Annotated in this window: 19 protein-coding genes and 1 tRNA gene; 4 read left to right on the forward strand and 16 right to left on the reverse strand. The window is 68.5% G+C overall.

The features are described 5' to 3' along the window. The 15 genes from G4D86_RS42540 to G4D86_RS42610 form a co-directional block, all read right to left on the reverse strand. Window positions 1-1974 (reverse strand): baseplate J/gp47 family protein, encoded by a 1974-nt coding sequence (locus G4D86_RS42540; protein ID WP_164000351.1) that lies wholly within the window; start codon window positions 1972-1974, stop codon window positions 1-3. After that, window positions 1971-2411 (reverse strand): GPW/gp25 family protein, encoded by a 441-nt coding sequence (locus tag G4D86_RS42545; RefSeq protein ID WP_164000353.1) that lies wholly within the window; start codon window positions 2409-2411, stop codon window positions 1971-1973. The genes G4D86_RS42540 and G4D86_RS42545 overlap by 4 nt, the downstream gene beginning before the upstream one ends. Window positions 2412-2419: 8 nt before the next feature. Then, window positions 2420-3169 carry a hypothetical protein gene (locus G4D86_RS42550; RefSeq protein ID WP_164000356.1) on the reverse strand — a complete coding sequence of 250 codons (750 nt, stop codon included), beginning with the start codon at window positions 3167-3169 and terminating at the stop codon, window positions 2420-2422. Then, window positions 3169-3603 (reverse strand): hypothetical protein, encoded by a 435-nt coding sequence (locus G4D86_RS42555; protein WP_164000358.1) that lies wholly within the window; start codon window positions 3601-3603, stop codon window positions 3169-3171. The genes G4D86_RS42550 and G4D86_RS42555 overlap by 1 nt, the downstream gene beginning before the upstream one ends. Further along, window positions 3603-4295, reverse strand: a complete 693-nt coding sequence (locus G4D86_RS42560; protein ID WP_164000360.1) for a hypothetical protein — start codon at window positions 4293-4295, stop codon at window positions 3603-3605. Before G4D86_RS42560 ends, G4D86_RS42555 begins: the two co-directional genes overlap by 1 nt. After that, a complete protein-coding gene (locus G4D86_RS42565; RefSeq protein ID WP_164000362.1) occupies window positions 4292-5347 on the reverse strand; it encodes a hypothetical protein in 1056 nt (351 codons plus the stop codon). Before G4D86_RS42565 ends, G4D86_RS42560 begins: the two co-directional genes overlap by 4 nt. Then, the gene (locus tag G4D86_RS42570; protein WP_164000364.1) at window positions 5347-7569 is read right to left on the reverse strand and encodes a hypothetical protein; all 2223 of its coding nucleotides are present in this window, start codon (window positions 7567-7569) and stop codon (window positions 5347-5349) included. The genes G4D86_RS42565 and G4D86_RS42570 overlap by 1 nt, the downstream gene beginning before the upstream one ends. A gap of 8 nt (window positions 7570-7577) precedes the next feature. Further along, window positions 7578-10994, reverse strand: coding sequence for a coiled-coil domain-containing protein (locus G4D86_RS42575; RefSeq protein WP_164000366.1), 3417 nt, complete (start codon window positions 10992-10994; stop codon window positions 7578-7580). 24 nt (window positions 10995-11018) lie between these two features. Then, on the reverse strand, window positions 11019-11615 hold the full coding sequence (locus tag G4D86_RS42580) for a DNA circularization N-terminal domain-containing protein (protein WP_164000368.1): 597 nt from the start codon (window positions 11613-11615) through the stop codon (window positions 11019-11021). After that, a complete protein-coding gene (locus G4D86_RS42585; RefSeq protein ID WP_164000370.1) occupies window positions 11615-12160 on the reverse strand; it encodes a hypothetical protein in 546 nt (181 codons plus the stop codon). The genes G4D86_RS42580 and G4D86_RS42585 overlap by 1 nt, the downstream gene beginning before the upstream one ends. A 599-nt stretch (window positions 12161-12759) precedes the next feature. Then, window positions 12760-13320, reverse strand: a complete 561-nt coding sequence (locus tag G4D86_RS42590; RefSeq protein WP_205520275.1) for a hypothetical protein — start codon at window positions 13318-13320, stop codon at window positions 12760-12762. 38 nt (window positions 13321-13358) lie between these two features. Further along, window positions 13359-13859 carry a hypothetical protein gene (locus G4D86_RS42595; protein WP_164000372.1) on the reverse strand — a complete coding sequence of 167 codons (501 nt, stop codon included), beginning with the start codon at window positions 13857-13859 and terminating at the stop codon, window positions 13359-13361. A gap of 12 nt (window positions 13860-13871) precedes the next feature. After that, window positions 13872-15806, reverse strand: a complete 1935-nt coding sequence (locus G4D86_RS42600) for a phage tail sheath C-terminal domain-containing protein (protein ID WP_164000375.1) — start codon at window positions 15804-15806, stop codon at window positions 13872-13874. Between the two features lie 183 nt (window positions 15807-15989). Further along, window positions 15990-16973 carry an aldo/keto reductase gene (locus G4D86_RS42605; protein WP_164000467.1) on the reverse strand — a complete coding sequence of 328 codons (984 nt, stop codon included), beginning with the start codon at window positions 16971-16973 and terminating at the stop codon, window positions 15990-15992. A 213-nt stretch (window positions 16974-17186) separates the two neighbouring features. After that, on the reverse strand, window positions 17187-18023 hold the full coding sequence (locus G4D86_RS42610; protein ID WP_164000377.1) for an SDR family NAD(P)-dependent oxidoreductase: 837 nt from the start codon (window positions 18021-18023) through the stop codon (window positions 17187-17189). Between the two features lie 142 nt (window positions 18024-18165). On the opposite strand from G4D86_RS42610, the gene G4D86_RS42615 reads away from it, so the two are divergent. The 3 genes from G4D86_RS42615 to G4D86_RS42625 all read left to right on the forward strand — a co-directional run bounded on the left by G4D86_RS42615 (window position 18166) and on the right by G4D86_RS42625 (window position 21361). After that, on the forward strand, window positions 18166-19065 hold the full coding sequence (locus G4D86_RS42615) for a LysR family transcriptional regulator (protein ID WP_164000378.1): 900 nt from the start codon (window positions 18166-18168) through the stop codon (window positions 19063-19065). 4 nt (window positions 19066-19069) lie between these two features. Beyond that, window positions 19070-19930 carry an SDR family oxidoreductase gene (locus G4D86_RS42620; RefSeq protein WP_164000380.1) on the forward strand — a complete coding sequence of 287 codons (861 nt, stop codon included), beginning with the start codon at window positions 19070-19072 and terminating at the stop codon, window positions 19928-19930. 207 nt (window positions 19931-20137) lie between these two features. Next, a complete protein-coding gene (locus G4D86_RS42625) occupies window positions 20138-21361 on the forward strand; it encodes a hypothetical protein (protein ID WP_164000382.1) in 1224 nt (407 codons plus the stop codon). 124 nt (window positions 21362-21485) lie between these two features. Here G4D86_RS42625 and G4D86_RS42630 read toward each other — a convergent pair. Continuing rightward, window positions 21486-21561, reverse strand: a tRNA-Thr gene (locus tag G4D86_RS42630). Window positions 21562-21879: 318 nt separating this feature from the next. On the opposite strand from G4D86_RS42630, the gene G4D86_RS42635 reads away from it, so the two are divergent. Then, window positions 21880-23430 (forward strand): Glu/Leu/Phe/Val family dehydrogenase, encoded by a 1551-nt coding sequence (locus G4D86_RS42635; RefSeq protein ID WP_164000384.1) that lies wholly within the window; start codon window positions 21880-21882, stop codon window positions 23428-23430. The last annotated feature ends 51 nt before the right edge of the window (window positions 23431-23481 follow it).

The raw sequence follows: 23481 nt of genomic DNA on the forward strand, positions 1-23481 counted from the left end.
TCAGGAGATTCCCGTGATGTCCACTGGCGCGAGGCCGGGCTTCAGCGTCGGGTACGCGGTGGAGCTGACCTGGAACTCCACGTGCGGATCATGTCCATCCGCCCCCAGGCGGAACCCCGGGTGGCCGGGCGCGTCCTTGATGTCGCTGTTCGTAATGGAGACCACCACCGTGTCGGCCGAGCTGGTGAAGGTGACCTGCTTCTCCACCTGGCAGATGCGCTGGGCCGGCTGGTCCGGGGCTGTCTTCAGCCGGGCCCGCAGCACCACGACGACGTTGAGCTTGAAGGAGCGGAAGCGCACCGCCGTGCCGTCCCCCTTCACCACGCTCAGCGTGAGGTCCGTCCGGTTCTGCGCCGGCACGTAGACGCCCGTGGCCTTGAGGCCGTCGAGCGCGATGACGGCGAGGTTGCTCTCGTCGGGCCGGATGAGCTCGCTCGACTTCACCACGAAGGGGTCGACGACCTGCCCCGTCTCCGAGGGGAGCGCCTCGCCCGGCTTCTTCTTCGCGAAGTCGAGCTGGGCCTCCGCCACGTCGGCGATTCCCGCCACCTGGTAGGCCAGCGCGGTGAGGCGCCGCACGTAGGCCGCCTCGCCAATGCCCAGCGCCCGGAGCGCCGCCACGACGGCGCGCTTCAGCGCGTCCAGCGAGTCCGCGGCCAGGCCCGCGTCGGGGATGACATACACCTTGCCGGACAGGAACACGGAGGTGATGGCCTCCACGCGCACCAGGATGCCGGCGGCCCGCGTCTCGTCGATGGCCTTGACGAGCGTCGCCTCGTCGCCGCCCGAGTAGCGCACCCGCACTTCTCCGAGCGGAATGGACTCGTCCGTGGCGTGGTCCCTCACCTCCACGCCCTCCACCCCGTCCACCTCGAGGATGGAGTACTTGATGGCGTTGAGCGTGGCATTCCCCGCGCGCTCCAGGGCGTGCTTGGCGCGCTCGCGGAGCTGGTCGTCGGCCTCGGCCGCCTCTCCGCCGATGAGCGGCTCCTCGTTGGTGACGCCGCCGTCGACGCCCCTGGGAGGCGTGGGCATGACGGTGATGCTGCCCGAGCCCACGTTGCCTTCCCGGCCCGGCTCCAGCGCCGTGACGGGCAGGGTCACGCTCTTCGGCTGGTACGTCACCACCAGGTCGCCCACAGGGGAGACGCCGTTGAGCGTGATGGTGCGCTCGTCGGCGCCGAAGTCCTTGCCCATCGCCGTGGGCTTCGTGGGGAGGTTGGTGGTCGTCCCCTTCACCCGCACGTGGGTGAGGACACCGATGCGATTCGCCGTCTTGAGCACGCCGCCCGTCTGGGTGCGGATCTCTTCCAGGGAGGACTCGATGAAGCCGCCCTCCGTCACCACGAAGAGCCGCCCCTGGGTGTCGGCCACGCGCGTCTTCGGGGAGATGACGACCTTCGTCCCCGTCTTCGGCGGCTTCTTCAGGAAGAACGTCACGAAGCCCGTGGCGGGCAGGGCCTGGTTGCGGACGATGCCGAGCAGGGCCACCACGTTGTCCAGCGCCACGCCCTGGGCGATGTCGATGAAGGCCCGGCGGTACGCCTGGTCCATCTGCTCGTAGAGAAACTTCAGCTCGCGCGCCACCGCCCGCACCAGCGTGCCGGCGACGCTGCCCGCGTTGAAGTCGGTGATGCCCGAGGGCAGATCCCGGTAGGTGTACTCCACGAGGACGCGGCTGTTGTCGTCCGGGTACCAGTCCGGATCCGCCGGGTTGGCGGGGGCGTTCCAGAGCAGGCGCCCGCTCGCGTAGCGGTAGTGGACGTTGCGCTCGAAGACGACGAACTGCTTGCGCCGCAGGCCGGTGACGCGGGAGACGTCGTGGACCGGCCCCTTGAGCTCGTAGGACGGCGTGTCCTTGCGGAACAGGAGGTCGAGCTGGGTCGGCTGCTCGACGCCCTCGCGGACGCTCTCCTCCAGCGAGTCGATGAGCTCCTGGAAGGGCTTGGAAAAGGGATGGCCAATCTCGGTCATGGCTTCTCCAGCGACAGGTCGAAGACCAGGTTGAGCGGGCTGGGCGCGTCGATGAGCTGGATGTCCAGCATCAGGCGGACCGTGTCCCGCTCACCCGGGAGGTTCACCGTCCGGACCGACTCGACCTTGAGGACGCGAGGGTCCATCTCGATGGCCTGCCGGGCAAAGGCCTGGAGCTTGAGGTGGGTGCGCGGCACGTTGGGCTCACCGATGAGCTCGTGCAGGCGAGAGCCGTAGGCCGGCCAGCCCAGCGGGGCCAGCTCGCCCTTGCGCACCCGCAGGCGCAGCGTGAGCGCCTGGATGATGTTGGTGTTGCCGCGCGCCAGGGCCAGGTCCCCGCCGGGGCCGCGCTCCTGCAACTGGGACAGGTCGAGCCCCTCCGCGTACTCCCGGAGGAGCAGGTCGTTGCCGAAGAGTCTCTCGCGTCCAGCCGGCATGCTTGCTCCTATGCGGTGAGGGTGACGTTGCGACTCACGTTGTGGCCCACCGACCCGTCCAGGCTCTCCACGTACAGCGTGAGGACATAGGCCCCCGTCCCCAGGTTTCCCGGCAGCGCGCCGCTCCAGCGCACATAGGGCTTGTCGTCCGAGCCGATGAAGAATGTCAGCGCGCTCGCCGCGGGAATCACCTCCGCCGTCTTCGACGCGTCCGGAGGCCCGGCGGGCGCAAAGCGGAAGCGGTAACGGAGGCCGTTGACCGCGTGGTAGTCCGGGTCCATCACGTAGGCCCCGGGCAGCGTCGGATGCTTCTTGCCCCACCGGGAAGGCGCCAGTGCCTCGAGCGGGGCCGACGCCTTGCTCAGGCTGTCGCCATCGTTCGCGGGCGTCTTCAGGGTGGCCTGGAGCCGGTGGATGACGCAGGGCTCGGGGCTGGCCGGGGCCCCGCCCGCGAAGGCCGACCGGGTGACCGCCTTGATGGAGGCCAGGTCGTTGCCGTCGCGGTCGGCTGCCGCCAGGGTGATGACGTGCGTTCCCACGTCGAGGGGCGTGGTCCAGTCGAGCTTCGCGGCGGAGTGGTCGGCCACGTTCAGCTCCGGGTGGTCCTGGGTCGCCGCCGCGTTGAGGGTGGAGTACCACTTGAAGAAGAGCCCCGCGGCGCTCCCCGCCCCGAGCTGTGCCTGGAGGCGCACGTTCCCCGTGCCGGCGAGCTTCGCGCCGTTGGCGGGCTGCAGGATGTGGAGCACGAGGTCCGCCATCACATCTGCCCGCTGGAGTTGAAGGTCGCCATGCCCCCGGAGGGGAAGATGGCGGCCTTGTCGTTCACGACGTTGATGGGGATGTTGTTGATGGTGACGGTGGGGTTGCCCGTGCTCGGCAGCACCATGCCCGGCCACAGGGGCGCGCCCGTCATCCCCTGCATGGCCATCCCCTGGGCGACGATGGCCTGGGTGCCCGCCTTCACCGTCTTGTTGAAGCTGTTGACGATCCACACCGTGGGCTGGGGCTGTGTCGGTGGCGCGGGAGGAGGCGGCAGGATGACCGGCGACGCCGAGCTGCACTGGGGCGGGCCCGAGGGCAACACCTCCACCAGCACCTCGTTGGAGCCGACCTTCACCTTGCCGCCCGAGGACCCTTCGAGGGTGAGCAGGCCCTCCAGGTTGAGGACTCCTTCCAGGACCAGGTCGGCCATCAGACGGACCCTCCCGTAATCTTGTTGCCGTCGATGGTGGTACCCATGCCGGTCCCCACCTTCAGCTTGTCCTTGAGCTGCGTCTCCCCCGTCACCTTCAGCTTTCCGTCGACGGTCAGCTCGTCGCAGGTGATCTTGATGGGCTGCCCGTCGGACTTGATGTCGATCTCCCCTGCCTTCAGGGTGATGACCACCTTGTCCCCGGTCTTCAGCTCGATGTTGCCCTCGGGGTCGATCTTGATGCCCGCCTTGAACTCGCTGTTGTCCTCGGGCTTCGTCACCTCGCGCTGCACGTAGATGGTGCCGTCGGCGGCGAAGCGCAGGTGGTTGAGCTTGCCGTCCGCGAGGCGGTGCTCGAAGAGGAGCTCGTCCTCCTTGAAGAGCGGCGCCCGCTCCTCCTCATGGTAGAAGCGGCCGGTGATGAGCGGCTGCTGCAGGTCCATGTCGAGGAACTGCACGAGCACCAGGTCCCCCACCCTCGGCGGGACGGCCACGCCCACGTGGGTGACGGACATCGGCACCTTCTGCAGGTCGAGCCCCTCGTGCTTGAGGCGCACGTCGGCCTCGTAGTTCCGGGCGTCGTCCTTCTCCTCGTGCGCATACACGGCCGTCACCGTGGCGAGCAGGGGCCCACGACGGGCCGCCAGCTCCTCGCGCACCACGCGGCGCATGAGCGAGATGAGCTCGTTCATTCGTCGCCCTCCACGCAGAGGGTGGCCTCGGTCAGGAAGCCGATGCCTCCTCCGAAGCGGTGCCGCAGTGCCTTCACGAAGCCCTTGGCGTTGAGGAGCGCCTCCGGTGCGTCCACCGTCTCCAGCGGGGCGCCCAGGTCCAGGGCCGCCTGTCCGAGGAGCGTCACCCGCTGCTCCCGCCGCGTGCGGCGAAGCCCCGTGAGGTAGCCGGCGGCGAACCGTCCCGCCAGGTCCTTCGTGCGCGCCACCGGGTCCAGCACGAGCGTCTCCTCGCCGTCCCCCGCGGAGTCCTCGAAGTCCGTGTCCTTGGCCGTCAGCCAGAAGCTCTTGTCCTCGCCCTGGCCGGACATGGGGCTCTCGCCGCCCACCACGACCTTGCGCTCCAGCGCCGGCCGCGAGCTGCCGACCGTGGCGATGAGGTGCTTGCCGAAGGCCAGCGCTCCGCCTCCTCCCGCGAGCGCGCTCACTGCGCCCGCCGCGCCCGCCGCTGCTCCGACGAGCCCGCCAGAGCCAAGGTTCGCGGCCTCGCCCAACCCGCGGAAGTGGATCTTCCCCTCCCGGTCCGAGAAGACGTCGAAGCCCAGGCGCTCCGCGAGCCGCTTGAGCTGGGGCCAGGCACTGCGCCGCCGCTCCACGGCGAAGCGCGGCAGGGACACGCCGTCGGAGATGTCGCCCGCGTCGAGCCCTGCCTTCCCGATGAGGTCTCGCGCGATGTCGCCCGCGGTCTGCTCCTGGTAGTACGACGAGGCCCGCAGCTCGAGCAACGCGAGGACCGTGCCCGCGGCGAACACTTCCACGCCCGCCGCATGCGGGCGGACCTCCACCACGGTGCCGGTGAACACGCGCTCCAGCCCGTCCTCGTCACCGAGCTCCAGCTCCGCCACGTCTCCGGGCACGACCTCACCACGCTCCGCGAGCACGACGCGCAGCCCGTCGGCGGGGAGCTCCAGGCTGCGGTCCACGGCGAAATAGGACGGCCCGCCAGCCGGGCTGTCCGTGTCCGAACGCAGGCTCCCGAGCGTGAGGGAGAAGTGTGGAGAGTGGCCGGCCATCAGAATCCCGAGTAGTCCCTGGCGTTCCTCTCGGTCCAGGCGTTCTGGTAGCCATTGAAGATGAGGTCCCACTCGTAGAAGCCGAAGGCCGGCATCCCGAGGTGGAAGAAGGGGCCGAACCACGAGTACTGATTCACGTGCCGCAACTCGTGCTCGTAGAGGGTGTCATCCTTGGGAATGGTGACGGTTCCCCCATAGGCCGGAGGTGAGACGTTGGCTGGCAGGGCCACGTAGGCCGGATGCGTCTTCCAGTCCTTGTTCACGAAGAAGACGTTGCCGAAGGTGACGCCGAGCAGGCTCCGGAAGGAACCGAGCCAGCCGCCGGTGAAGACCAGCGCGAAGGCGTTGAGGCGCCCCGATGACGCCACGTCGATGCCCGGCGTCTGCCAGCTCACGTTGCCGAAGCTGAAGAGCCAGACGAGCCAGCGCACCACCTCGCCCACCAGACAGGTGATTTCCACCGCGAGTCCGAACAGCGTGTTGGGCAGCGTCCAGATGGCGCCGAGGAGCGACAGCAGCACCCCGCCGAAGCTCCAGTGCCCGTTCGGGTCGAAGCGATTCACCGGGTCGTTGCAGCACCAGGCGTGGCGGTTGCGCACGCGAGGCTGCTTGAGCCACTCGCCCAGAATCTGGGCGCGCGTCATCCGCTGGTGCTGCGCCAGGCAGAAGGGACTCACGAGGCGCTCGTCGTCGGGAGCGCCCGTGTAGCTGTCCTCGGTGAGGAAGCGGCGCAGCGCCGGGTCGTACCAGCGGCAGCTCATCCAGTAGAGGCCGAGGTCGGCGTGGTAGACGCGCTCGCGGTGGAGGTACGGCAGCCGGGTGGGCCGGCCCAGCGGCACTCCGAACGGGTCGCAGGAGAACGGGCCCTCCACCGTGCCGTCCATCGCACCGGCGAAGACCAGGCTGCCGCGTCCGTCGCCGTGGAAGAAGACGGGCTCGCCCTCGGCGCGGGTGCGGAAGTCGATGGCTCCGACGAGGCCGGTGGGCATCCGCAGGAAGAGCCAGCGCGGGGCACCCGCTGCATCGGTGATGGCGAGCAGCGCGTCGTCGGGCCCGTACAGGTACCGCTCGACGCCCGCGTCCGTGCGCTTGAGCGCGAGCCGTCCCTTGTGGTCGTACATGCACTGCGCGAGGCGGTGGCCGTTCTCCAGGACCGCGAGTGCCTCTCCCGCCTGGTTGTAGCGGTAGACGCGCTCCGTGGACGCGCGGCGCACGCGACGCACCTTGCCGGTCGCGTCCACGTCCAGCTCCAGCGGCTTGCCTCCACCGCCCTCCTCGCCCACGAGCTCGTCCATGGCGTCGTACTGGAAGCGCCAGTGCCGGCTTCCCTCCTCCGCCTCCACCAACCGGCCGAGCTCGTCGTAGCCGTAGGTCCGCTCACCGTCCTTCACGAGCCGGAACCCCGCGTCGTAGGCCAGCTCCTTCCGCCAGAGCACCTCCGCGCCCCGGCGCAGGTGCTTGCGCACGGGCCGCCCATCGCGCGTGTCGTGCCACGTCTCCTCACGCAGCCCATCCGCCGTCTCGCGCCAGCAGTGCTTCTCCTCGTCCGCGTACCCGAACCGGGCCAGGACCTCTCCGCCCCACGCGAGGGAGCGCGGGCGGCCGCGCTCATCCCAGGCGTAGGTGATGGAGACATCCCAGGGGGCGAAGCGCAGCCGCGCGAGGCGGCCCTGGCTGTCGAAGTCCTGCTCCACCGTCAGGGCGACCTCCTCCACCACCTGTTCGAGGCGGGTGACATGGCCGCGCTCGTCATGGGTGAAGCGGGTCTCCTCGCGGTCGCTCCGGGCCAGGGAGACCCGACCCCGCGCGTCGTACTGGTAGGCGAAGGCGGCGGCGTCTCCGCGCAGCGTGCGCAGGAGCCGTCCCTGCGCGTCGTAGACGTGGCGCCGTGGACCGTCGGGACGGATCACCTCGACGAGCCGCCCCGCCTCGTCATAGCGGTACTCGGCCCACGGCTCTCCGTTGCGGGTGACCGTCAGCAGCCGCCCGTCGGGGCCGTAGCCGTAGTGCCACCGCGTGCCATCGGGCTCGGTGATGGAGGCCAGCTCTCCGTTGGCGAGCCAGGTGTAGCGGGACAGCGCCCCGCCCTCGCGCACCTCCCTCACCAGGCCGTCCTCGGCGGAGACCTGCCGTCCGGCCGAGGCGGCGGCCTGCCAGGCCTCGATGCGCGCGAGGCCCTCCTGCTCCAGGTGCGCGGCTGTCGATGCGGTGGGTCCGCCCATGTGCGTCCTCACAGGCCCACCGAGGCCGAGCCCCCGGACGCGCCGAGGGGAATGGCGTTCAACATCGCGTCGAACTCGTGCTGCACCCGGTCCAGCTCCTCGTTGAAGCTGGTCTCCAGGTTGTCGATGACGCGCAGGAGCCGCCCGAACAGGTCATCGACCACCAGGCTGTCGAGGTTCTCGAGCAGGTCCTCCAGCTTCTTGAGGATGACGCCGATCTCCGCCCTCAGGGTGCCGAGCACCGCGGCGACAGCCTGGCGTATCTGCCCGAGGACCTGGTCGACCGCGCCCTTCACCTGGTCGATGAAGCCCTTCACCTTGCCCGTCAGCGAGGTGAGGACGCCCTGGTACAGGCCGTCGAGCTGCGCCTCCAGCGTGGCCGGGTCGAGCGCCGCGAGCGGGTCGAGCAGGGGCTCGTAGATGTTCTCCCGCAGCGACTGCGCCAGCTCATCCGGGTCCAGGACGTGGAACTTCGCCTGCACGGTGTCGTAGACGCCGGAGACCGCGTCCTTGAGCATGGCCGGGTGGATGATCAAGGCCGTGTCCTTGATCATCGTGAAGAACCCATTGATGGCCGGGGTGATGGCGCTCTCCATGGGCTTGAGCCGGGCCAGGAAGAGCTCGAGCGTCGCATCCAGCCGGCGGGCCTTCTCCGAGGGCCGCAGCGTCGCGAGCCCTGCGCGAAGCTGCTCGTAGGTGAGCGGCTCGCGCTGCCGCAGGAACGCGGGCAGGAGCCTGCCGAGGTTCGCATCGAGCCGGGTGTACGAGGCCTCCGCGCCAGTCGCCTCCAGCGAGTTGATCTTGAGGCGCAGGGCGTTGACCAGGCTCTCGTGCGACGCCTGGAGCTGCCGGAGCCGCGAGGACTCCACGTCGATGCGCACCGGCTGGACCACGAGGTCGAAGCGCGCCAGGAGCGAGACCGCCGCGTCCTGGTTGCCGGGCGGGGCGAGCTCGAGTCTCGCCACCAGGGAGGCACGCAGCCCCGGGAGGAACGGGATGCCCGCCGCGGCCCGCACCGGGGACAGCTCCGCGAGCGTACCCTGCCCTTCGCGAAGCTGGCGCAGCACGTTGCGGGGGTCGATGGCATGCATCGCCAGGCCGAGCCCCGTGCGCAGTCCCTCCATGACCGAGACCAGGTCGTTGCGTGGCACACCGTCCAGGGCCTGGAGCAGCCGGTCGAAGACGAGGTCCAGCGGCTGGAACAGCGTGCTCAGCTTGATGCTGTTCTGGACGCTGACCTGGACCTGGCGGATGCCCTCTTCCGGGTCTCCGAACAGGGCATCGGTCAGGGCGAGCGTGATGGTCTTGAGCGTGGCGTAGAAGGTGTCGAGCGGCGCGGGCAGGTTCACGCTATCGAGTCCGTCGATGATGGCCTGGCGTGCCTGCGCGAAGAGCTCCTTCTCCTTCTCCTCCAACGTGTCGAGGAGGGGCCGGATGTCCACGTACCCGAGCAGCTTGTCGATCTCGGCGTACAGCGTCCGCAGGGGCGCCACCCAGACATCCGGGTTGACGCGCTCCACCACGGCCATCATCTGCGCATAGGGCTCGCGGAGCACCCTCAGCAGCAAGCCCGGCGAGAGCGTGGCGAGGCGGGCCTTCAGGTTGTCGACGAGCTCGTAGAGGGGCGCCAGCAGCGTCGCGCCGTTGAGCTTCTGCACGGCCCCGGTGACCTGGTCCAGGAGGGAGCCCAGCGGCCCCATCACCGACTCCGGGTCGAAGTTCCCGAGCCTGCGGCGGAAGTCCTGCCAGGCGGCGAGGATCTGGTTGATGAGCCCCTTGAGCTCATTGCCCAGCTCGGCGAACCCGTTCTTGAGCTGGGTGTTGATCATCCCCTCCAGGTCGATGGCGCGCAGCAGCGCGAGGCCGGCCTGGATGGCGAGCTTCTCCGCGTCGGAGAGGGCGTCGGGGCGGATGGACTGCAGCTTCGTCTTGAGGGTGCCTATCTCCTCGATGACCTCGTCGGCGACCGGCTTGAAGCTCAGCTCGTCCAGCCGGGCGAGGAGCGAGCGAATCTCCTCGAGGCCATCCGCGAGGCTGTCCTCCAGCTCCTGAATCACCGACCCGGCGGACTCGATGGCCGTCGTGAGTTCCTGGCCCACCTCGGCGAAGGGAATCTGCTCGAGCTGCCGGAGCACATCCGCCAGGCCCTGCTGCACCTGGGTGAGCAGCCCGGAGTCGAGATTGTCGTCGATGAACTTCTGGGCGTCCTGGAACGCCTCCTCGATGGAGGTGCGGATGGAGGTGATGCCCAGGTCGTCCAGCTCCTGCTTGACGCGCACGAGCATGGCCTCCACCGCGGCCTGCACCTGCTCGGTGGGCACCTGCTCGATGGCCTGGCGGATCCTGTCGATGAACCCGAGCAGGATGCTCCGGGCCTGCCCCAGCGGCGACTGGGCGAAGCTCTCCTGGATGCTGGTGGACAGCCGGGTGATGCGCGCCGCGAGGTCCTCCGGCGAGAACACCATCGTCAGCCGCGCCAGGAACTCGTTCAGCACCTCGGCGAGCTGGTCCACCGCGTCGTCGACCGTGGGGAGCGCGTCGAGCGGCAGCGCGTCGAGGAGGTCCCGGTACGTGGTGAAGACGGTGTCCCAGGCGTGGCTCTCCACCACCGTCTGGAGGGCCGCGTAGAAGTCTTCCAGCGTATCGAAGCCCGAGTCGAACGCGGTGCGCAGGCCCTGGAGCTTCAGCTCCAGCGCGCCATACAGGGCCACGTTGGCCGGGTCGAAGTCCTTGATGGCCTGGGCCACCTCCTGGAACGCCGCGGCGATGGCCGCCCGGGCCGGGTTCACCGCCGTGGCCAGGTTGGCGTCGGACAGAGGCGCCACGACGGCGAGCGCCGAGCTCACGTGCGCCGTCACGTCCTGGAGCAGGTCCGGCGCCACGCCAATGAGGTTGCGGCTGAGGAACGGCAGCAGCTCCGCGGCGTTGCCGGCGTAGTTCGTGCGCAGGTCGTCGATGAGCTGGAGGGCCTCGCGGACCCGCGTCAGCTCCTCAGCGCCAATCAGGTTCGCGGCGAGGTCACCCAGGCGCGTCTGGAACAGGCCCAGCAGGTCCCCGACCAGCGCCATGGCGGTCTGCTCCAGGCTGGAGCCGGCCTGGATCTGCTTCACCACGTCGCTGTCCTGCAGGAACCGCATCAGCTCGCTGTAGGCCTGCTCGATTTCCTCCACGTACCGCAGGCTGTCCGCGGGGAGCGCGTTGCGGATGGTGGTGAGCGCCTCGGGCAGGCGCTCCGAGATTCCGGAGACGTCGATCTGCAGGGTGGTCTCGAGCCCCTCCATGGCCGAGGTGACGCCTGCCAGCGGCGACGAGGGGCCCGAGCTCAGGGAGCCCAGCACGTTGAGGAAGCCGCTCAGCCCATTGCCAACGTTCAGGCTGGCGGTGCTCGCCCCCTCCAGCGTCGGTACATTGGCTGTGGCGCTCATCCCGGGACTCCCTCGCTCCCCAGCTCAGAGAAGCCCTGCAATGGAGCTCAGCGTCGTGGTGGCGGGACCTGCCGCTTCGGTGAAGGACGTGAGCATCCCCGGCAGCCGCGTGGTGGGGTTGCCGTAGTCGGAGGCTCCAGCGAGGAGGTTCGCCAGGTCGGCGACCTGGCCGATGGCGTTCTGCACGTCGTCCATCATCCCGGCGGCCTCATCGAGGATGCTGGCGTCGAGGTCCCCGAGCGGACTGGAGACCGCGGGCGGCGGTGGGGGTACGTACTCCGCCACCTCGCAGGCATAGTCGAACTGGTCGACGAAGCCCGCCCGCTGCACCACCTGAAGGCCCTCGATGACGACCTGCGTGAAGTACCCCTCGCCGATGGCCTCGCACAGGAAGTCCACCGGCTCGCGGGCCAGGTACTTGTCCCGCAGCTCCTTGAGCCTGTCGGCGGCCTCCGCGCCCAGGAAGATGCCCTGGAAGGCCACGGCCACGCCGGGCCGCCCGAGGTCCTGGGTCAGCTCGCCGCTGAGCCCGGGCACGCTGTGTCGGACGAAGCGGGCGCGCTCGCGCACCTCCACCTTGATGAGCTTGTCGAGGGGAATCCCCGCCAGTTCGAGCGCCATCAGAGGTCTCCCCCGGTGAGCCCGAAGCGCCGGATCGACTCCTCCCTCAGCCGGTCCTGGAACCTGTCGAGCAGCTTGTCCAGCAGCAGCTCCTCCGCCGCACCGCCCGCCCCTGTCTCACGGGCCGGCCCCGTGAAGGACACCTCCGGCAGGGAGACCGGCTCGGGGACGTGCACCATGGGAGCAGCGGGGCTCGCGTGAACTGGACTGGGGCCCGCGAAGACCGGCGCCTCGGGAGCCGCGTCGCGGCCTGGTAGCCTCGGAGGCAGGGCTTCGGGAGCTTCGACGTGAGAGCGCAGCAGCGCCGCCAGCTCGGCCGGTGTCGAGACCATGCGGACGGACCGCGAGCCCGAAGCCGCTCCGTCCCTCATGGGCGCGGGGCCCTCCTCGAAGACGGCGCGCTCCGCAGGCGGCGGGCGCGTGGAAGCCATCGCCGACGCGACTGGAGTGAGCGTGAGCGGACGCGCCTTCTCCACCAGCGCGTCAACCGTTGGAGCTTGCGGGCGGTACACCGGCACGGAGGGGAAGCCGAGACTTCCAGCCACCGTCCCGCGCTCCGGAAAGTTCGTGGACGGTGCGGACGCACGCGCTCGGACTCCGGACTCCGGCGACCCTCGCAGTGCCGGATTCCCTCGTGGCCAGCCGCTCCCCTCTCCGGAGGACCCCGGCGAAGCGCCCAGGTGCGTCGCGTGGGACTCCATGCCCGTGGGCTCCGGCACCTGGAGCATCGACGCCTCGTAGAGCCCGGCGGACGCCGCGACAGGCTCCGAGGGTCGACCCCGCGAGTACGGACTCGCGGTGTCCCCGAAGTCGAAGCGTGGTGCGTCCGGCGCTCGCGGCCCCTCCGCGACAGTGGAGGCCGCGACAGGCTCCGAGGGTCGAGCCCGCGCGAACGGGCTCGCGGTGCTCCGGAGGTCGGTGCGTGGTGCGCCGGGCGCGCTCCGTCCCTCGGGTAACGGCTCGGATGGAGGCACAGCCTCGGCGGGGGCCGCGCCGCCCTGAAGCGCTCGCGACAGGACGCGCTCCAGCCGCGCGTGGAGGTCCCAGTCGGCGAACTCCCCTGGCAGAGGGAACGCGGACCCGAGGGGCTGGCGGAACAGTGCTTCCGCCACCCGGAGGACCTTCTCCGTCTGCCGCTCCAGCGTCACTCCCGGCCCCCCCGCTCGCGGGCCGCATCCAGCGCGAGCAGCCGCTCGATGCCAGCGAGGTACACCGCCACCTGTCCCGGCGTCAGCTCCGCGACCTGCTGCGGTGTCCACCCGAAGTGCCGGGCCAACAGGAGGTGCGACTGTCCGAGCGGCGAGGAGGCGACGCTCTGCGCCCCGTCCCCGTCCGTGTCCAGGCCCGAGATGAGGTTGATGCGCGCCACCAGGAAGTGCACGAGCCCCGCGTGCAACTGGCGGATCTGCTCCAGCTGGAGCGCGGGCTCCACCAGCGACTCCTTGACCATCAGGAGGGGCACCAGGGAGGGCTCCTCGCGCGAGGCCTTCAGGATGAGGGCGAGCGTGGCGATGCGCAGGGGCCGCAGCTTCACGTGCCCACCCGCCCTGCCCGGCTCCGCGGCGCTTCCCGGCCTCAGCACCTGGGCGGGAATCGCCACCTCGTGGACGAGCGCGCTGCCAGCCAGCAGGTCATGGGCGGACAGCAGCCCTCCGTCCGCCGCGGCCCCATTGCCCCCAGGGCTCTCCCCCGGGGTTGCATGCATCGGGTTTCTCACTCCCGTCACCTCTCCCGTGAAGAGCGCTAGCTCTCCTCGAAGGCCACGCGCAGGGCCTGGAAGGTCACCTTCTCCATCACGAAGGAGTCACTGGGGATGGCGTAGTTCCAGCTGTCGAACCGCACCCCGAAGATGGTGACCCGGGACTGCTGGGTGGGCCGGGCCGGGTCCTTGAGCGTGGAGATGATGTTGAACGAGGGCTGCACGAAGTTCGGCGACGAGGGCGGGCTCGCCGCGCCGTCCCCGAGCAGGAGCCGGAGCAGCGCTCCATTCACGTGGCCACGCTCGGCGGTGCCGGACACCTGGACGATGCCGGGCCGCAGGTGCGTGGGATAGCGCCGGCCAATCTCGAAGAAGGGGCGCACGTTGCTGGTGACGCTGATGGAGACGTTCGTCAGGCGCCCCACCACGTTGCTGAGGTCGTATTCGGAGACCAGGGCCTCGGCGACCTCACCCTCGGGCGTCGAGGTGTCCTCCACTCCGAGCACCAGGACCGCGTCAGTGGCACGAAACACGTCATTGGGCATGGGTGTCCTCGCTTACTTCAGCGTCATGGTCACGCGGATGTAGTCGATGCTGAAGGTCGGCTGGATGGTCATGGTGACGCTGACCTCTCCGGCGATCTCCTGGGCGCGGGTAGCGGTGACCTCGAGCTCGTAGCCGGTGAGCGCCTCGTCCTCCACCATGCGGGTGAGGAAGGCATCCAGCGTGGCCCTGAGCGCCGACCGCACCCGCGAGTTGTTGAGCTTGCCGATGTACGGGTTGGAAGCCGAGCGGACGCCGTACTTCGCGTAGTCGACGATGCGGCGGATGGGGATGGAGGAGAACGGCTGTCCCTCGCCCTGCGTGGTCAACCCCTTGAGCACCCGCAGCCCTTCCTTGCGGACCACGGTCAGCACGTTCTGCTTGATGAGCTGCTCCTGCTGCCCGCGATTCACGTCCACGGCCAGGCCGGGGATGTTCACGCTCTTGTTCGTCAGGCTGGTCTGCACGGACAGGGACGACACGAGCCCCGCCACGGCCGCGGCCGTATACGCGGGAGGCAGCGTCCTGCCATCCGGGTAGCGCATGCCCGGAGCGACGAGGATGACCCGGTCCTCGGCCATCGAGTGGCCCAGGAACTCGGCCACCGTGTTGCCCTTGGCGCCGATGACACCGATGCGCTCGTGGTCGGTCTCCGCCGTCTCCTTGAGGTGGCCCACCAGGACCGAGCCCATGTCCTCGGCGTCCTGGCCCGCGAGCACCACGATGTTGACGAGCATGTTGGAGATGGCCTCGAGGCCAGCCCGGAACTCGTCCTCACCCGCGTCCGCGCCGTTGGCGCCCCGGGTGTTGGTCCCGGTACCGAACCAGGCGCTCACCCCCGTGGCGGGCTTGTTGCCGCCGTAGGTGGCATCCGCGGTGCCCCGCACCAGCGCGGACGTGGCGAGCTGCTGCGCCAGGAGGCGGCCGTCGCAGACGACGTAGGCTTCCTTGGACGTGCCGGACACCAGCGTCACGAGAACGGCGTCCTCCGCCTCCACCAGGTAGCTGGCGGTGAGCACGTCCCCGTTGGCGGCGTTGGGCGCATCGCCGGCGTGGAAGTCCAGGTCGCCGTTCCACACGGTGATGAGCACCTCGCCGGGCTGCGGGGCGGCATGCTCCACGCCGTAGGTGGCGATGACCTTCTGGCCGGCGGACGGCACCTGCGAGGCCTCGAAGGTGAGCTCGCCGGTGGAGGTGTTGACGCGAACCTCGCCCGCCGCGGGCGGCGCCCCGGCGCCGTAGAGGATGGCGCCCGAGCCGTACGTCCGCACCGTCTTCCCGGAGCCGTCCACCACCTTGAACTCGTTGACCGCCGGCACGTTGGCGACCTTGGGGTTGGCGAGGAGGAAGGCATTCGAACCGTTGGCGACGACCTCCTCGTCCCGGGCGATGAACCGGTAGACGACGTCGAAGGTGTCTACCCGCCGGGTGTCTCCTCGAGTCACCTGGAGGCGGTTCTCCGGACTGGGCTTCACCGTGTGGTAGCGAAGCGCCGCGAAGGAGGACGTCTGCTTCTCCCCGACGATGCGGCACGGCGCCTTGGACTCGGAGACGTCGACGTGAATCTCGTTGCCCCAGGTGCCGGGCGAGAGCGCGGTCAGCACTGCCACGGTGTGGTCCGCGTTGTCTCGCACCGCGAAGCTCGCGGCCTTGGAGGTGCTCTTCGCCACCCGCACGCCGATGACGGTGGAGGCCCCGTTCGCGTAGATGTGCTGCAGCGCGCGGGTGAGTGAGAGGGGATTCGCCCCATCCACCGGTTTGTCGAAGTCGTCCGGGAGCCCGAAGACCTCGCGGGCATTGGCGAAGCCCGAGAGGGTGACCGGGACTCCCACGGGACCGGCGCTGGCCGTCCCCACGACGCCGACGATGCCGGTGGCGATGCGCCCGGCGGATATCAACCCCTCGGCCCGTACGTCGATATAGGTCCCCGGAATGATCATTTCGGGCATCCCTGCCTCCTATTCGGTCACGGCTCCCTGCGCGCCCCCTCTCCTCGCCACTCAGCAGCGCGGAGCGGGGTTGGCAGGATTCACTGATCGTGAATCTAGAGCGACTGTCCGAGGATAGGCAAAGGGATCAGTGCAATTCGCTTCGGCGCACCGCGTCGGCGGCGGTGCGGGCCCAACGACCGGTCACTCCGTTGGGTCGACGACCTCCATCTGCATTTCATTCATCCGCCCACCCTGCACTGTAATCTTGGAGAAGGCAGTTTCGATCTCACGAAGATCCGCGGGTGTCAGCTGAACCTGGATTGCCCCCAGGTTCTCCGCGAGGTGATCCGGGTTGCGCGTACCCGGAATCGGAACGATCCAGGGCTTCTGCGCCAACAGCCAGGCCAGTGCAATCTGAGCAGGCGTTGCGCCCTTCTTTTCTGCGACTCGCCTGAGCAGCTCGACGACCGGAGCATTGGCGGCCAGGTTTTCAGGGCTGAAGCGCGTGAACCCGGAGCGAAGATCTGTTTTCGGGTCGAGTCTCGTGCCAGCGTCGATCTTCCCAGTCAGATAACCCATTCCAACTGGACCCCATGGGACGAAGCCGATTCCCAGCTCCTCACACGCGATGAGGACGCCGTTCCTTTCTGGATCCCTTTCCATGAGCGAGTACTCGGTCTGGATTGCGGTCACCGGCTGGACCGCATGCGCTCGGCGGATGGTTCTCGCGCTCGCCTCGGACAGACCGAAGTGCAGGACCTTTCCCTCGGCGATCAGCTCCTTGATCGCACCCGCCACATCTTCGATGGGCACCTTGGGGTCCACCCGGTGCTGGTAGTAGAGGTCGATGCGGTCGGTCCTGAGGCGCTTGAGTGAGCCCTCAACCGCCTTCTTGATGTGCTCCGGCCGGCTATTGAGACCGCCTGCTTCAAGGTTGAAACCGAACTTGGTGGCGATAGCCACATTGTCGCGAACAGGCGCGAGCGCTTCTCCGACGAGCTCCTCGTTCGTATAGGGGCCGTAGACTTCGGCTGTATCAAAGAACGTGACGCCCTTTTCATGGGCTGCACGAAGGACCTGGATGCCCTGGTTCCTGTCCGCGGGGGGCCCGTAGTTGGCGCTGATACTCATACACCCGGCTCCCAGCTCCGAGACCTCCAGGCTTCCGAGCTTTCGTGTCTTCATCTTGCTTTCTCCGCTACGCAGCCCCTTGTTGCTCTCGCTGTTGATTCTCTTGGACTGCTCCGATGACATGGCGCACGCCAAGGGCCCGAGGGACAACCCTGCTCCGATGAGGGCGGTATGAGCCAGGAAGTCGCGGCGACCGAGGGCTGGGCGATCCTGGGTGTTCGTTCCAGTTGCTTGCTTTTTCTGTTTCATCAATCGCTCCTTGAATTCTCAATCAAACGCCAGCGAGGTCGACAGGGCGCGGAACGCCTCGAGCTGCGCCTTCAGCTCGGCGACCCTCTGCTCCGCCGTGGCAATGGCATCGGCGCCGGCGATGAAGCGGCGCGGCGGTGACTCCTGGCTCGCAATGGTGATGAGCGCTCGCGCGAGCTTCGCCGGGTCGCCGGATTGCTTGCCGTTCTGGGCCTTCCAGAACTCGAGCAGTGGCGCTCTGCGCTCGTCGTAGTCCTTGACGGACGGCTCGGCGTAATTCGTCGATTGCTCCGTGAGGAGCTCCGTGCGGAAGAACCCCGGGTTGACGATGGTGGTCGCAATGCCAAACGGCGCGACCTCGGCGTGCAGCGACTCCATCCAGCCCTCCAGGCCGAACTTCGACGCGGCGTAGGCAGTACCGAACTCGAAGCCCGAGAGGCCCGCTGTCGAGGAGATCGAGATGATGTGTCCCGAGCGCTGCTTGCGCATTACCGGCAGGACAGCGCGGGTGACGTTCATCGGGCCGATGAGGCTCGTCGCCAGCTGCCGCTCCATCTGCTCCGGCGTCAGCTCCTCGAAGTAGCCCGCGTAGAAGCTGGCGGCATTGTTGACCAGCACGTCGATGCGGCCGAACCGGTCGACAGCGGCCCGCACCGCCGCCTCGGCATCGGCGCGACGGGTGACGTCCAGCTTGACGGCCAGCAGGTCGCTCGACCGACCCAGGGCCTTGGCCACGCGGTCGCTGTCCCGGCCCGAGGCCACAACCGCGTGGCCGGCCGCCAGGGCGGCCTTGGCGAAATCGATGCCCATGCCGCGGCTGGCTCCAGTGATGAACCAGACCTTCTTGTTGCTCATGACAGCTCCTTTTTCGGGGTGGATGGAGCCTCGGCGGGCGCCGGTGTGCGGTCCGCTCCGGGTCGGTGACCATCAGATAGCCCTGGGTCCTGATTGCGACCAGCCGCTATAATTCGCTTGGGCTTATGCACACGGTGCATGAATGAAACGAGACGACCTGTACGATCTCGCTGCCTTCGCTGTCGTCGCGGAGCAGGGCAGCTTCACCCGCGCGGCGGCCGAGCTCGGCATGTCCCAGTCGGCGTTGAGTCACGCCATGAAGGCCCTGGAGGAGCGGCTCGGGGTGCGGCTCCTGTCGCGGACCACGCGCTCGGTGTCGACGACCGAAGCGGGCGAGACGCTGCTGCGCTCCCTGCGCCCCGCCCTGGAGGAGATCTCCTCGGGGGTGGACGCGGTCGGCGCCCTGCGCGGGAAGGCGTCCGGCACCGTCCGCATCACCGCGACAAAGCATGCGGTCTCGTCCGTCGTGATGCCGTCCCTGCCGGGCTTCCTTGCGTCCCATCCCGATATCCGGGTGGAGATGCTCGTCGATGACAACCTGACCGACATCGTCGCGGACCGCCTCGACGCCGGCATCCGCTTTGGCGACATCGTCGAGAAGGACATGATCGCGGTGCGCATCGGGCCGGACATCCGGATGGCCGTCGTCGGAGCCCCATCGTATTTCGCCAACCATCCGGTGCCCCGGACGCCCCGCGAGCTCTCAGGCCAGCGCTGCATCAACTACCGGCACGTCAAGACAGGCGGGCTCTATGCCTGGGACTTCGAACAGAAGGGGCGGCCCCTCGAGGTTCGCGTCGAGGGTCCCCTCGTGTTCAACAACACCGACCTGATCCGAGAGGCAGCCCTGGCGGGCCAGGGTCTCGCGTTCATCTATGAGGATCTGGTGGCGGCGGATATCGAGGCCGGGCGGCTCACGCGGATTCTGGAGAAGTGGTGCCCGACCTTCCCCGGCTACTACCTCTATCACCCCAGTCGGCGGCAGACGCCTCCCGCACTGGCTGCGCTCATTGGAGCGCTTCGCTACAAACCCAAGGAGTGAGTCCATGGCGGAGCAGGACCTGAAGGGCAGGACGTTCCTCGTCACCGGAGCCAACTCGGGCATCGGGCGGGCCACGGCGGAGGCGCTCGCCTCGCGCGGGGCCGCGGTGGTGATGGCCTCGCGCTCGGCCGAGCGCACCCTGCCCGTTCTCGAGGACATCCGCCGCAAGCACCCGGGCGCGGACCTGGAGTTCCTCGCGCTGGACCTCGCCTCGCTGCGCGCGGTGAAGGAGTCCGCCGAGCGCTTCCTCGCCACCGGCCGGCCCCTCGACGTGCTCATCAACAACGCGGGCATCGCCGCGACGCCCGGGCTGACGCAGGACGGCTTCGAGGTGACGTTCGGGACGAACCACCTGGGGCCGTTTCTCCTCACCTCCCTGCTGCTCCCCCGGCTTCAGGAGGCGAAGCGGGCACGCATCGTCAACGTGGCGAGCCGCGCGCACCAGCAGGCGCGCGGCATCGACTGGGCCATGCTCGAGCGGCCCACGCGAAGCGTGAAGGAACGGCTGCGGATGTACGGGGTGAGCAAGCTGATGAACGTGCTGCACGCGGCCGAGCTGGCGCGGCGGCTGGCAGGCACCGGGGTGACGACCTACTCCCTGCACCCCGGCGTGGTGGCGTCCGACATCTGGCGCGAGGCACCCTGGCCCATCCGCCCGGTGATGAAGCTCTTCATGCTCTCCAACGAGGAGGGCGCGCGCACCTCGCTGTACTGCGCCACCGCCCCGGAGCTGGAGAACGTTTCCGGCCGCTACTACGACGACCGCCGAGAGCAGTCGCCGAGCCGCCTGGCACAGGACGCCGCGCTCGCGCGCGAGCTGTACGAGCGCTCCGAGGCGATGGTGAAGCGCGTGCTCGTGGCCTGACCCTGGCCCTCGTGCCACGCGGCCAGTGCCTCCGGGGCTCGGGCCGCATGGGCTTCGAAGAGGGTGTGGAGTCAATTGTTCCTTTCCCCCACTGCTGATGGCGAACTACGACGTCCACCGTTTCCGGCTGGTAGTCTGAAGTTGCCCCGAGTCCGCAGGGCAACGTCACCTGTACTCACCGACATGTCACTGAACGAACCAGGTCTCATGTTTCGCCATCTCGTGATGTCCACTGCTGTCCTGGCGCTCGCGCTGTGCGGTTGCTCCGGCGGGGCCGGAGGCAGTGACCCAGAAGACGCCGGGCCAGTGAGCGATGCGGGTCCAACGTCCGACGCCGGCTCGACGTCTGACGCCGGGGCGGGCAGGGACGCCGGGACCTTTGATGCCGGCCCACCCAGCGATGGGAGCGTGCCTGCCTGGTTGACGGGCGCCGCGGTCAATCAATGGGTGGAAGTTCCCGGCACCAGTGGGGCGGGCGGTGCGCCGGTGGATGCCTACAGTGGCATGGCCATCAAGGACAGCACGAGCGAGCTCATCGTCGCTGCCGCTGGCGGACATGGCGACAGCGCCGACAATCGCACCGTCTCCATTCGCATCGACGTCGATGCGCCCGTGTGGGTGGTGCGAAAGGCCGCATCACCGGTGGCCGGAAACAACGTCGGTTACAACGCCGATGGCCAACCCGCCTCGATGCACACCTACCAGTCGACGCTCTATTCGCCGACGGCCGATCGCGTCCTGCGAGTGCGACCGCGGTACACGTATCCCTCGGCCTGGGACGTCAACACGAACGATGGGTTCGACCTCAACACCAACACCTGGGACGGCGAGGGGGTTCATCCGCTGGCGACGGATGGGTATGGGTTCGTGCGCGACGGCGACGGCAACGTGTGGACCACCGCATTCGAGCGGTACGAGCCCGTGGCGAAGAAGTGGTCCAAGCCCATCACCACCCGCACGGCCGACCTGGTCCGGTTCCCAGGCGCGTACGACTCGAAGCGCCGACAGCTCTTCACCCTGCAATGGGGTGACGGCCAGGGCTACGACACTGGACTCTCGGCCTCGCGCGTCCCAGTCGATGGCAAATCGCAGCTGAGTGTGACCTTCACGAGCAATGCGGCCCTGGAGCAGTTGAAGGCCGACCAACCGATGTACGCCGGGATGGACTACGACCCGCTCAACGACGAGTTCTTGTTCTACGCGGGCGGGAGCTGGGCGGGGGCGAAGCTCACTCCGATTCCAGAGCGCGTCTATGCGGTGACGCCGGTCGACTCAGGGTCATGGACGATCCGGATCAAGGAAGTGACCGGCGCTCCTGCCGTGTCGAGCTCGGCGGGGGTGCAAGGCCGATTTCGCTACGTACCGGCGCTGAAGGGCTTCGTGTTGCTGCCGTCGTCGAAGACGAACCTCTGGTTCCTGCGAACGAAGTGACGCTCGCCATGTAGCTCTGGCGGAGCTGCGTTCGCCTCTGCTGGGGCGCCGGGCACCGGTCTCCAACAGGGCCCGGAAACGAAAAAGGCCGGCTGCCCCGAGGGCAACCGGCCTTTTTCTGTTCTGGAGCCGACATCCGGATTTGAACCGGAGACCTACTGATTACGAATCAGTTGCTCTACCAACTGAGCTATGTCGGCGAAACGAACGAAAGTGGGGCGCGAAGTACCATGGGGTTTCTGGGCCGGCAAGGGCAAATGATCAGTCCTGCTCTTTTGCTCCCCCACCCGCCCGGCGTTCCCTGGATCCGCCGCTTGCCCACCGTGACAGCCATGACACACCGCGTCCGACCCCGGTGACACAGCGCGTTGCCATAAGTGCCCGTCATCTCTCCACATTCCGCAGGAAGAGGCAGCGCTCCGCGCGGTTGAAAGCTCATGGCGGCTGTGCACATAAGGGCCGCCATCCCCGCGTGCCTCGCCACCTACCGGTGGGGCCCACAAGGAGCGTTTCCCGTCATGGCCAGCGAAGAGAACTTCATGCGCGCCCCGGCCCCCTCGCCCAAGCGCACCGTCTACACGGAGGCGATGGAGATCTTCCATCGGGCTGCGGACCTCATCAAGCTGGACAAGCGCGTCCGTCTCGAGCTCGAGGAGCCCGACTACGAGCACATCTTCTACGTCACGGCCAAGCTGAAGGACCGCCTCGTCCCGCTCGCCGCCGACCGCGCGAAGTCCTTCGCCGACCTGCCCGAGACGCAGGTGCGCAACAAGGAAGGCCTGGAGCTGCTGGCCAACGGCAACATCATCCTCAACGGCCGCGCCCTCCTCGGCTCCGACGTGGCCATCCGCCAGGGCCACCTGCGCCTGCCGGACGGCAAGGTGTACCAGTTGGTCCCCGGCGAGTCGCAGCGCTTCAAGGCCTACCGCGTCCAGCACAACCAGGCCCGCGGCCCCTACAAGGGCGGCCTCCGCTACCACCGCGAAGTCTCCCTGGACCTGTTCAAGGCCCTCGCCGCGGAGATGACCTGGAAGACGGCCATCAGCGAGGTTCCGTTCGGCGGTGGCAAGGGCGGCATCCAGATCGACCCGCGCGAGTACGGCCGGGAGGAGATCGAGGCCATCACCCTGCGCTTCATGTACCGGCTCAAGAGCCTCATCGGGCCGAACATCGACATCCCGGCTCCGGACGTGGGCACCAACCCGGACATCATGGCGCTGCTGTACCGCCAGTTCTCCGACGGTGAGCGCGAGCGCCACAACCTGCGCGGCATCGTCACCGGCAAGGACGTGCGCATCGGTGGCTCCGAGGGCCGCGGCAAGGCCACCGGCCAGGGCGTCGCCTTCTGCATCGAGGACTACTACGCCGACCGCGGCGAGTCCGTGAAGGGCAAGACGTTCACCCTCCAGGGCTTCGGCAACGTGGGCAGCCACGCCGCCCTCATCCTCGCCAGCGCGGGCGCCCGCCTCCTGGCGGTGAACGACGCCGACGGCACCATCTACAACGGCGACGGCATCGACGTGAACGCGCTGGCCGCCTACGTGGCCGACCCCAAGAATCTCAAGCGCAGCGTGCTCGGCTTCCCCGGCGCCCAGAAGATCGAGAAGAAGGACCTCTGGGAGGTCCAGGCCGACATCTGCATCCCCGCCGCGCTGGGTGGCGAAATCACCGCGGACGTCGCCGAGCGCCTCAAGGTGAAGCTCATCGCCGAGGGCGCCAACGGCCCCACCACCCCCGAGGCCGACCGCGTCCTCCAGAAGCGCGGCATCGAGATGATCCCCGACATCATCGCCAACGCCGGCGGTGTGACGGTGAGCTACTACGAGTGGATCCAGAACAAGCGCATGGAGCGCTGGAGCGAGGCCGAGGTGGATCAGCGCCTCGAGCGCGCCATGAAGCGCAACTACCGCATCATCCGCGACATCTCGCGCAACCAGCCGCGCAAGACGGAGATGCATGACAGCCGCCAGTACTGCATCGGCGAGCCGGTGGACACCCGCTGCGCCGCCATGATCCTGGCGCTCAAGCGCATCGAGGCCCACTACCTCCTCGAGGGCTTCTCGCAGTAGTCGTCCCGCTGCCGTAGCAAAGACGAAGGGCACGTCCACCCCTGCGGAGGA

Source organism: Pyxidicoccus caerfyrddinensis (genome assembly GCF_010894405.1).
In the GTDB taxonomy this organism is placed as follows: domain Bacteria; phylum Myxococcota; class Myxococcia; order Myxococcales; family Myxococcaceae; genus Myxococcus; species Myxococcus caerfyrddinensis.

Coding starts and splice junctions, on each gene's coding strand:
- G4D86_RS42540 (WP_164000351.1), bottom strand. CDS start 1,974: ATGACCGAGATTGGCCATCCCTTTTCCAAGCCCTTCCAGGAGCTCATC.
- G4D86_RS42545 (WP_164000353.1), bottom strand. CDS start 2,411: ATGCCGGCTGGACGCGAGAGACTCTTCGGCAACGACCTGCTCCTCCGG.
- G4D86_RS42550 (WP_164000356.1), bottom strand. CDS start 3,169: ATGGCGGACCTCGTGCTCCACATCCTGCAGCCCGCCAACGGCGCGAAG.
- G4D86_RS42555 (WP_164000358.1), bottom strand. CDS start 3,603: ATGGCCGACCTGGTCCTGGAAGGAGTCCTCAACCTGGAGGGCCTGCTC.
- G4D86_RS42560 (WP_164000360.1), bottom strand. CDS start 4,295: ATGAACGAGCTCATCTCGCTCATGCGCCGCGTGGTGCGCGAGGAGCTG.
- G4D86_RS42565 (WP_164000362.1), bottom strand. CDS start 5,347: ATGGCCGGCCACTCTCCACACTTCTCCCTCACGCTCGGGAGCCTGCGT.
- G4D86_RS42570 (WP_164000364.1), bottom strand. CDS start 7,569: ATGGGCGGACCCACCGCATCGACAGCCGCGCACCTGGAGCAGGAGGGC.
- G4D86_RS42575 (WP_164000366.1), bottom strand. CDS start 10,994: ATGAGCGCCACAGCCAATGTACCGACGCTGGAGGGGGCGAGCACCGCC.
- G4D86_RS42580 (WP_164000368.1), bottom strand. CDS start 11,615: ATGGCGCTCGAACTGGCGGGGATTCCCCTCGACAAGCTCATCAAGGTG.
- G4D86_RS42590 (WP_205520275.1), bottom strand. CDS start 13,320: ATGCATGCAACCCCGGGGGAGAGCCCTGGGGGCAATGGGGCCGCGGCG.
- G4D86_RS42595 (WP_164000372.1), bottom strand. CDS start 13,859: ATGCCCAATGACGTGTTTCGTGCCACTGACGCGGTCCTGGTGCTCGGA.
- G4D86_RS42600 (WP_164000375.1), bottom strand. CDS start 15,806: ATGCCCGAAATGATCATTCCGGGGACCTATATCGACGTACGGGCCGAG.
- G4D86_RS42605 (WP_164000467.1), bottom strand. CDS start 16,973: ATGAAGACACGAAAGCTCGGAAGCCTGGAGGTCTCGGAGCTGGGAGCC.
- G4D86_RS42610 (WP_164000377.1), bottom strand. CDS start 18,023: ATGAGCAACAAGAAGGTCTGGTTCATCACTGGAGCCAGCCGCGGCATG.
- G4D86_RS42615 (WP_164000378.1), top strand. CDS start 18,166: ATGAAACGAGACGACCTGTACGATCTCGCTGCCTTCGCTGTCGTCGCG.
- G4D86_RS42620 (WP_164000380.1), top strand. CDS start 19,070: ATGGCGGAGCAGGACCTGAAGGGCAGGACGTTCCTCGTCACCGGAGCC.
- G4D86_RS42625 (WP_164000382.1), top strand. CDS start 20,138: ATGTTTCGCCATCTCGTGATGTCCACTGCTGTCCTGGCGCTCGCGCTG.
- G4D86_RS42635 (WP_164000384.1), top strand. CDS start 21,880: ATGGCCAGCGAAGAGAACTTCATGCGCGCCCCGGCCCCCTCGCCCAAG.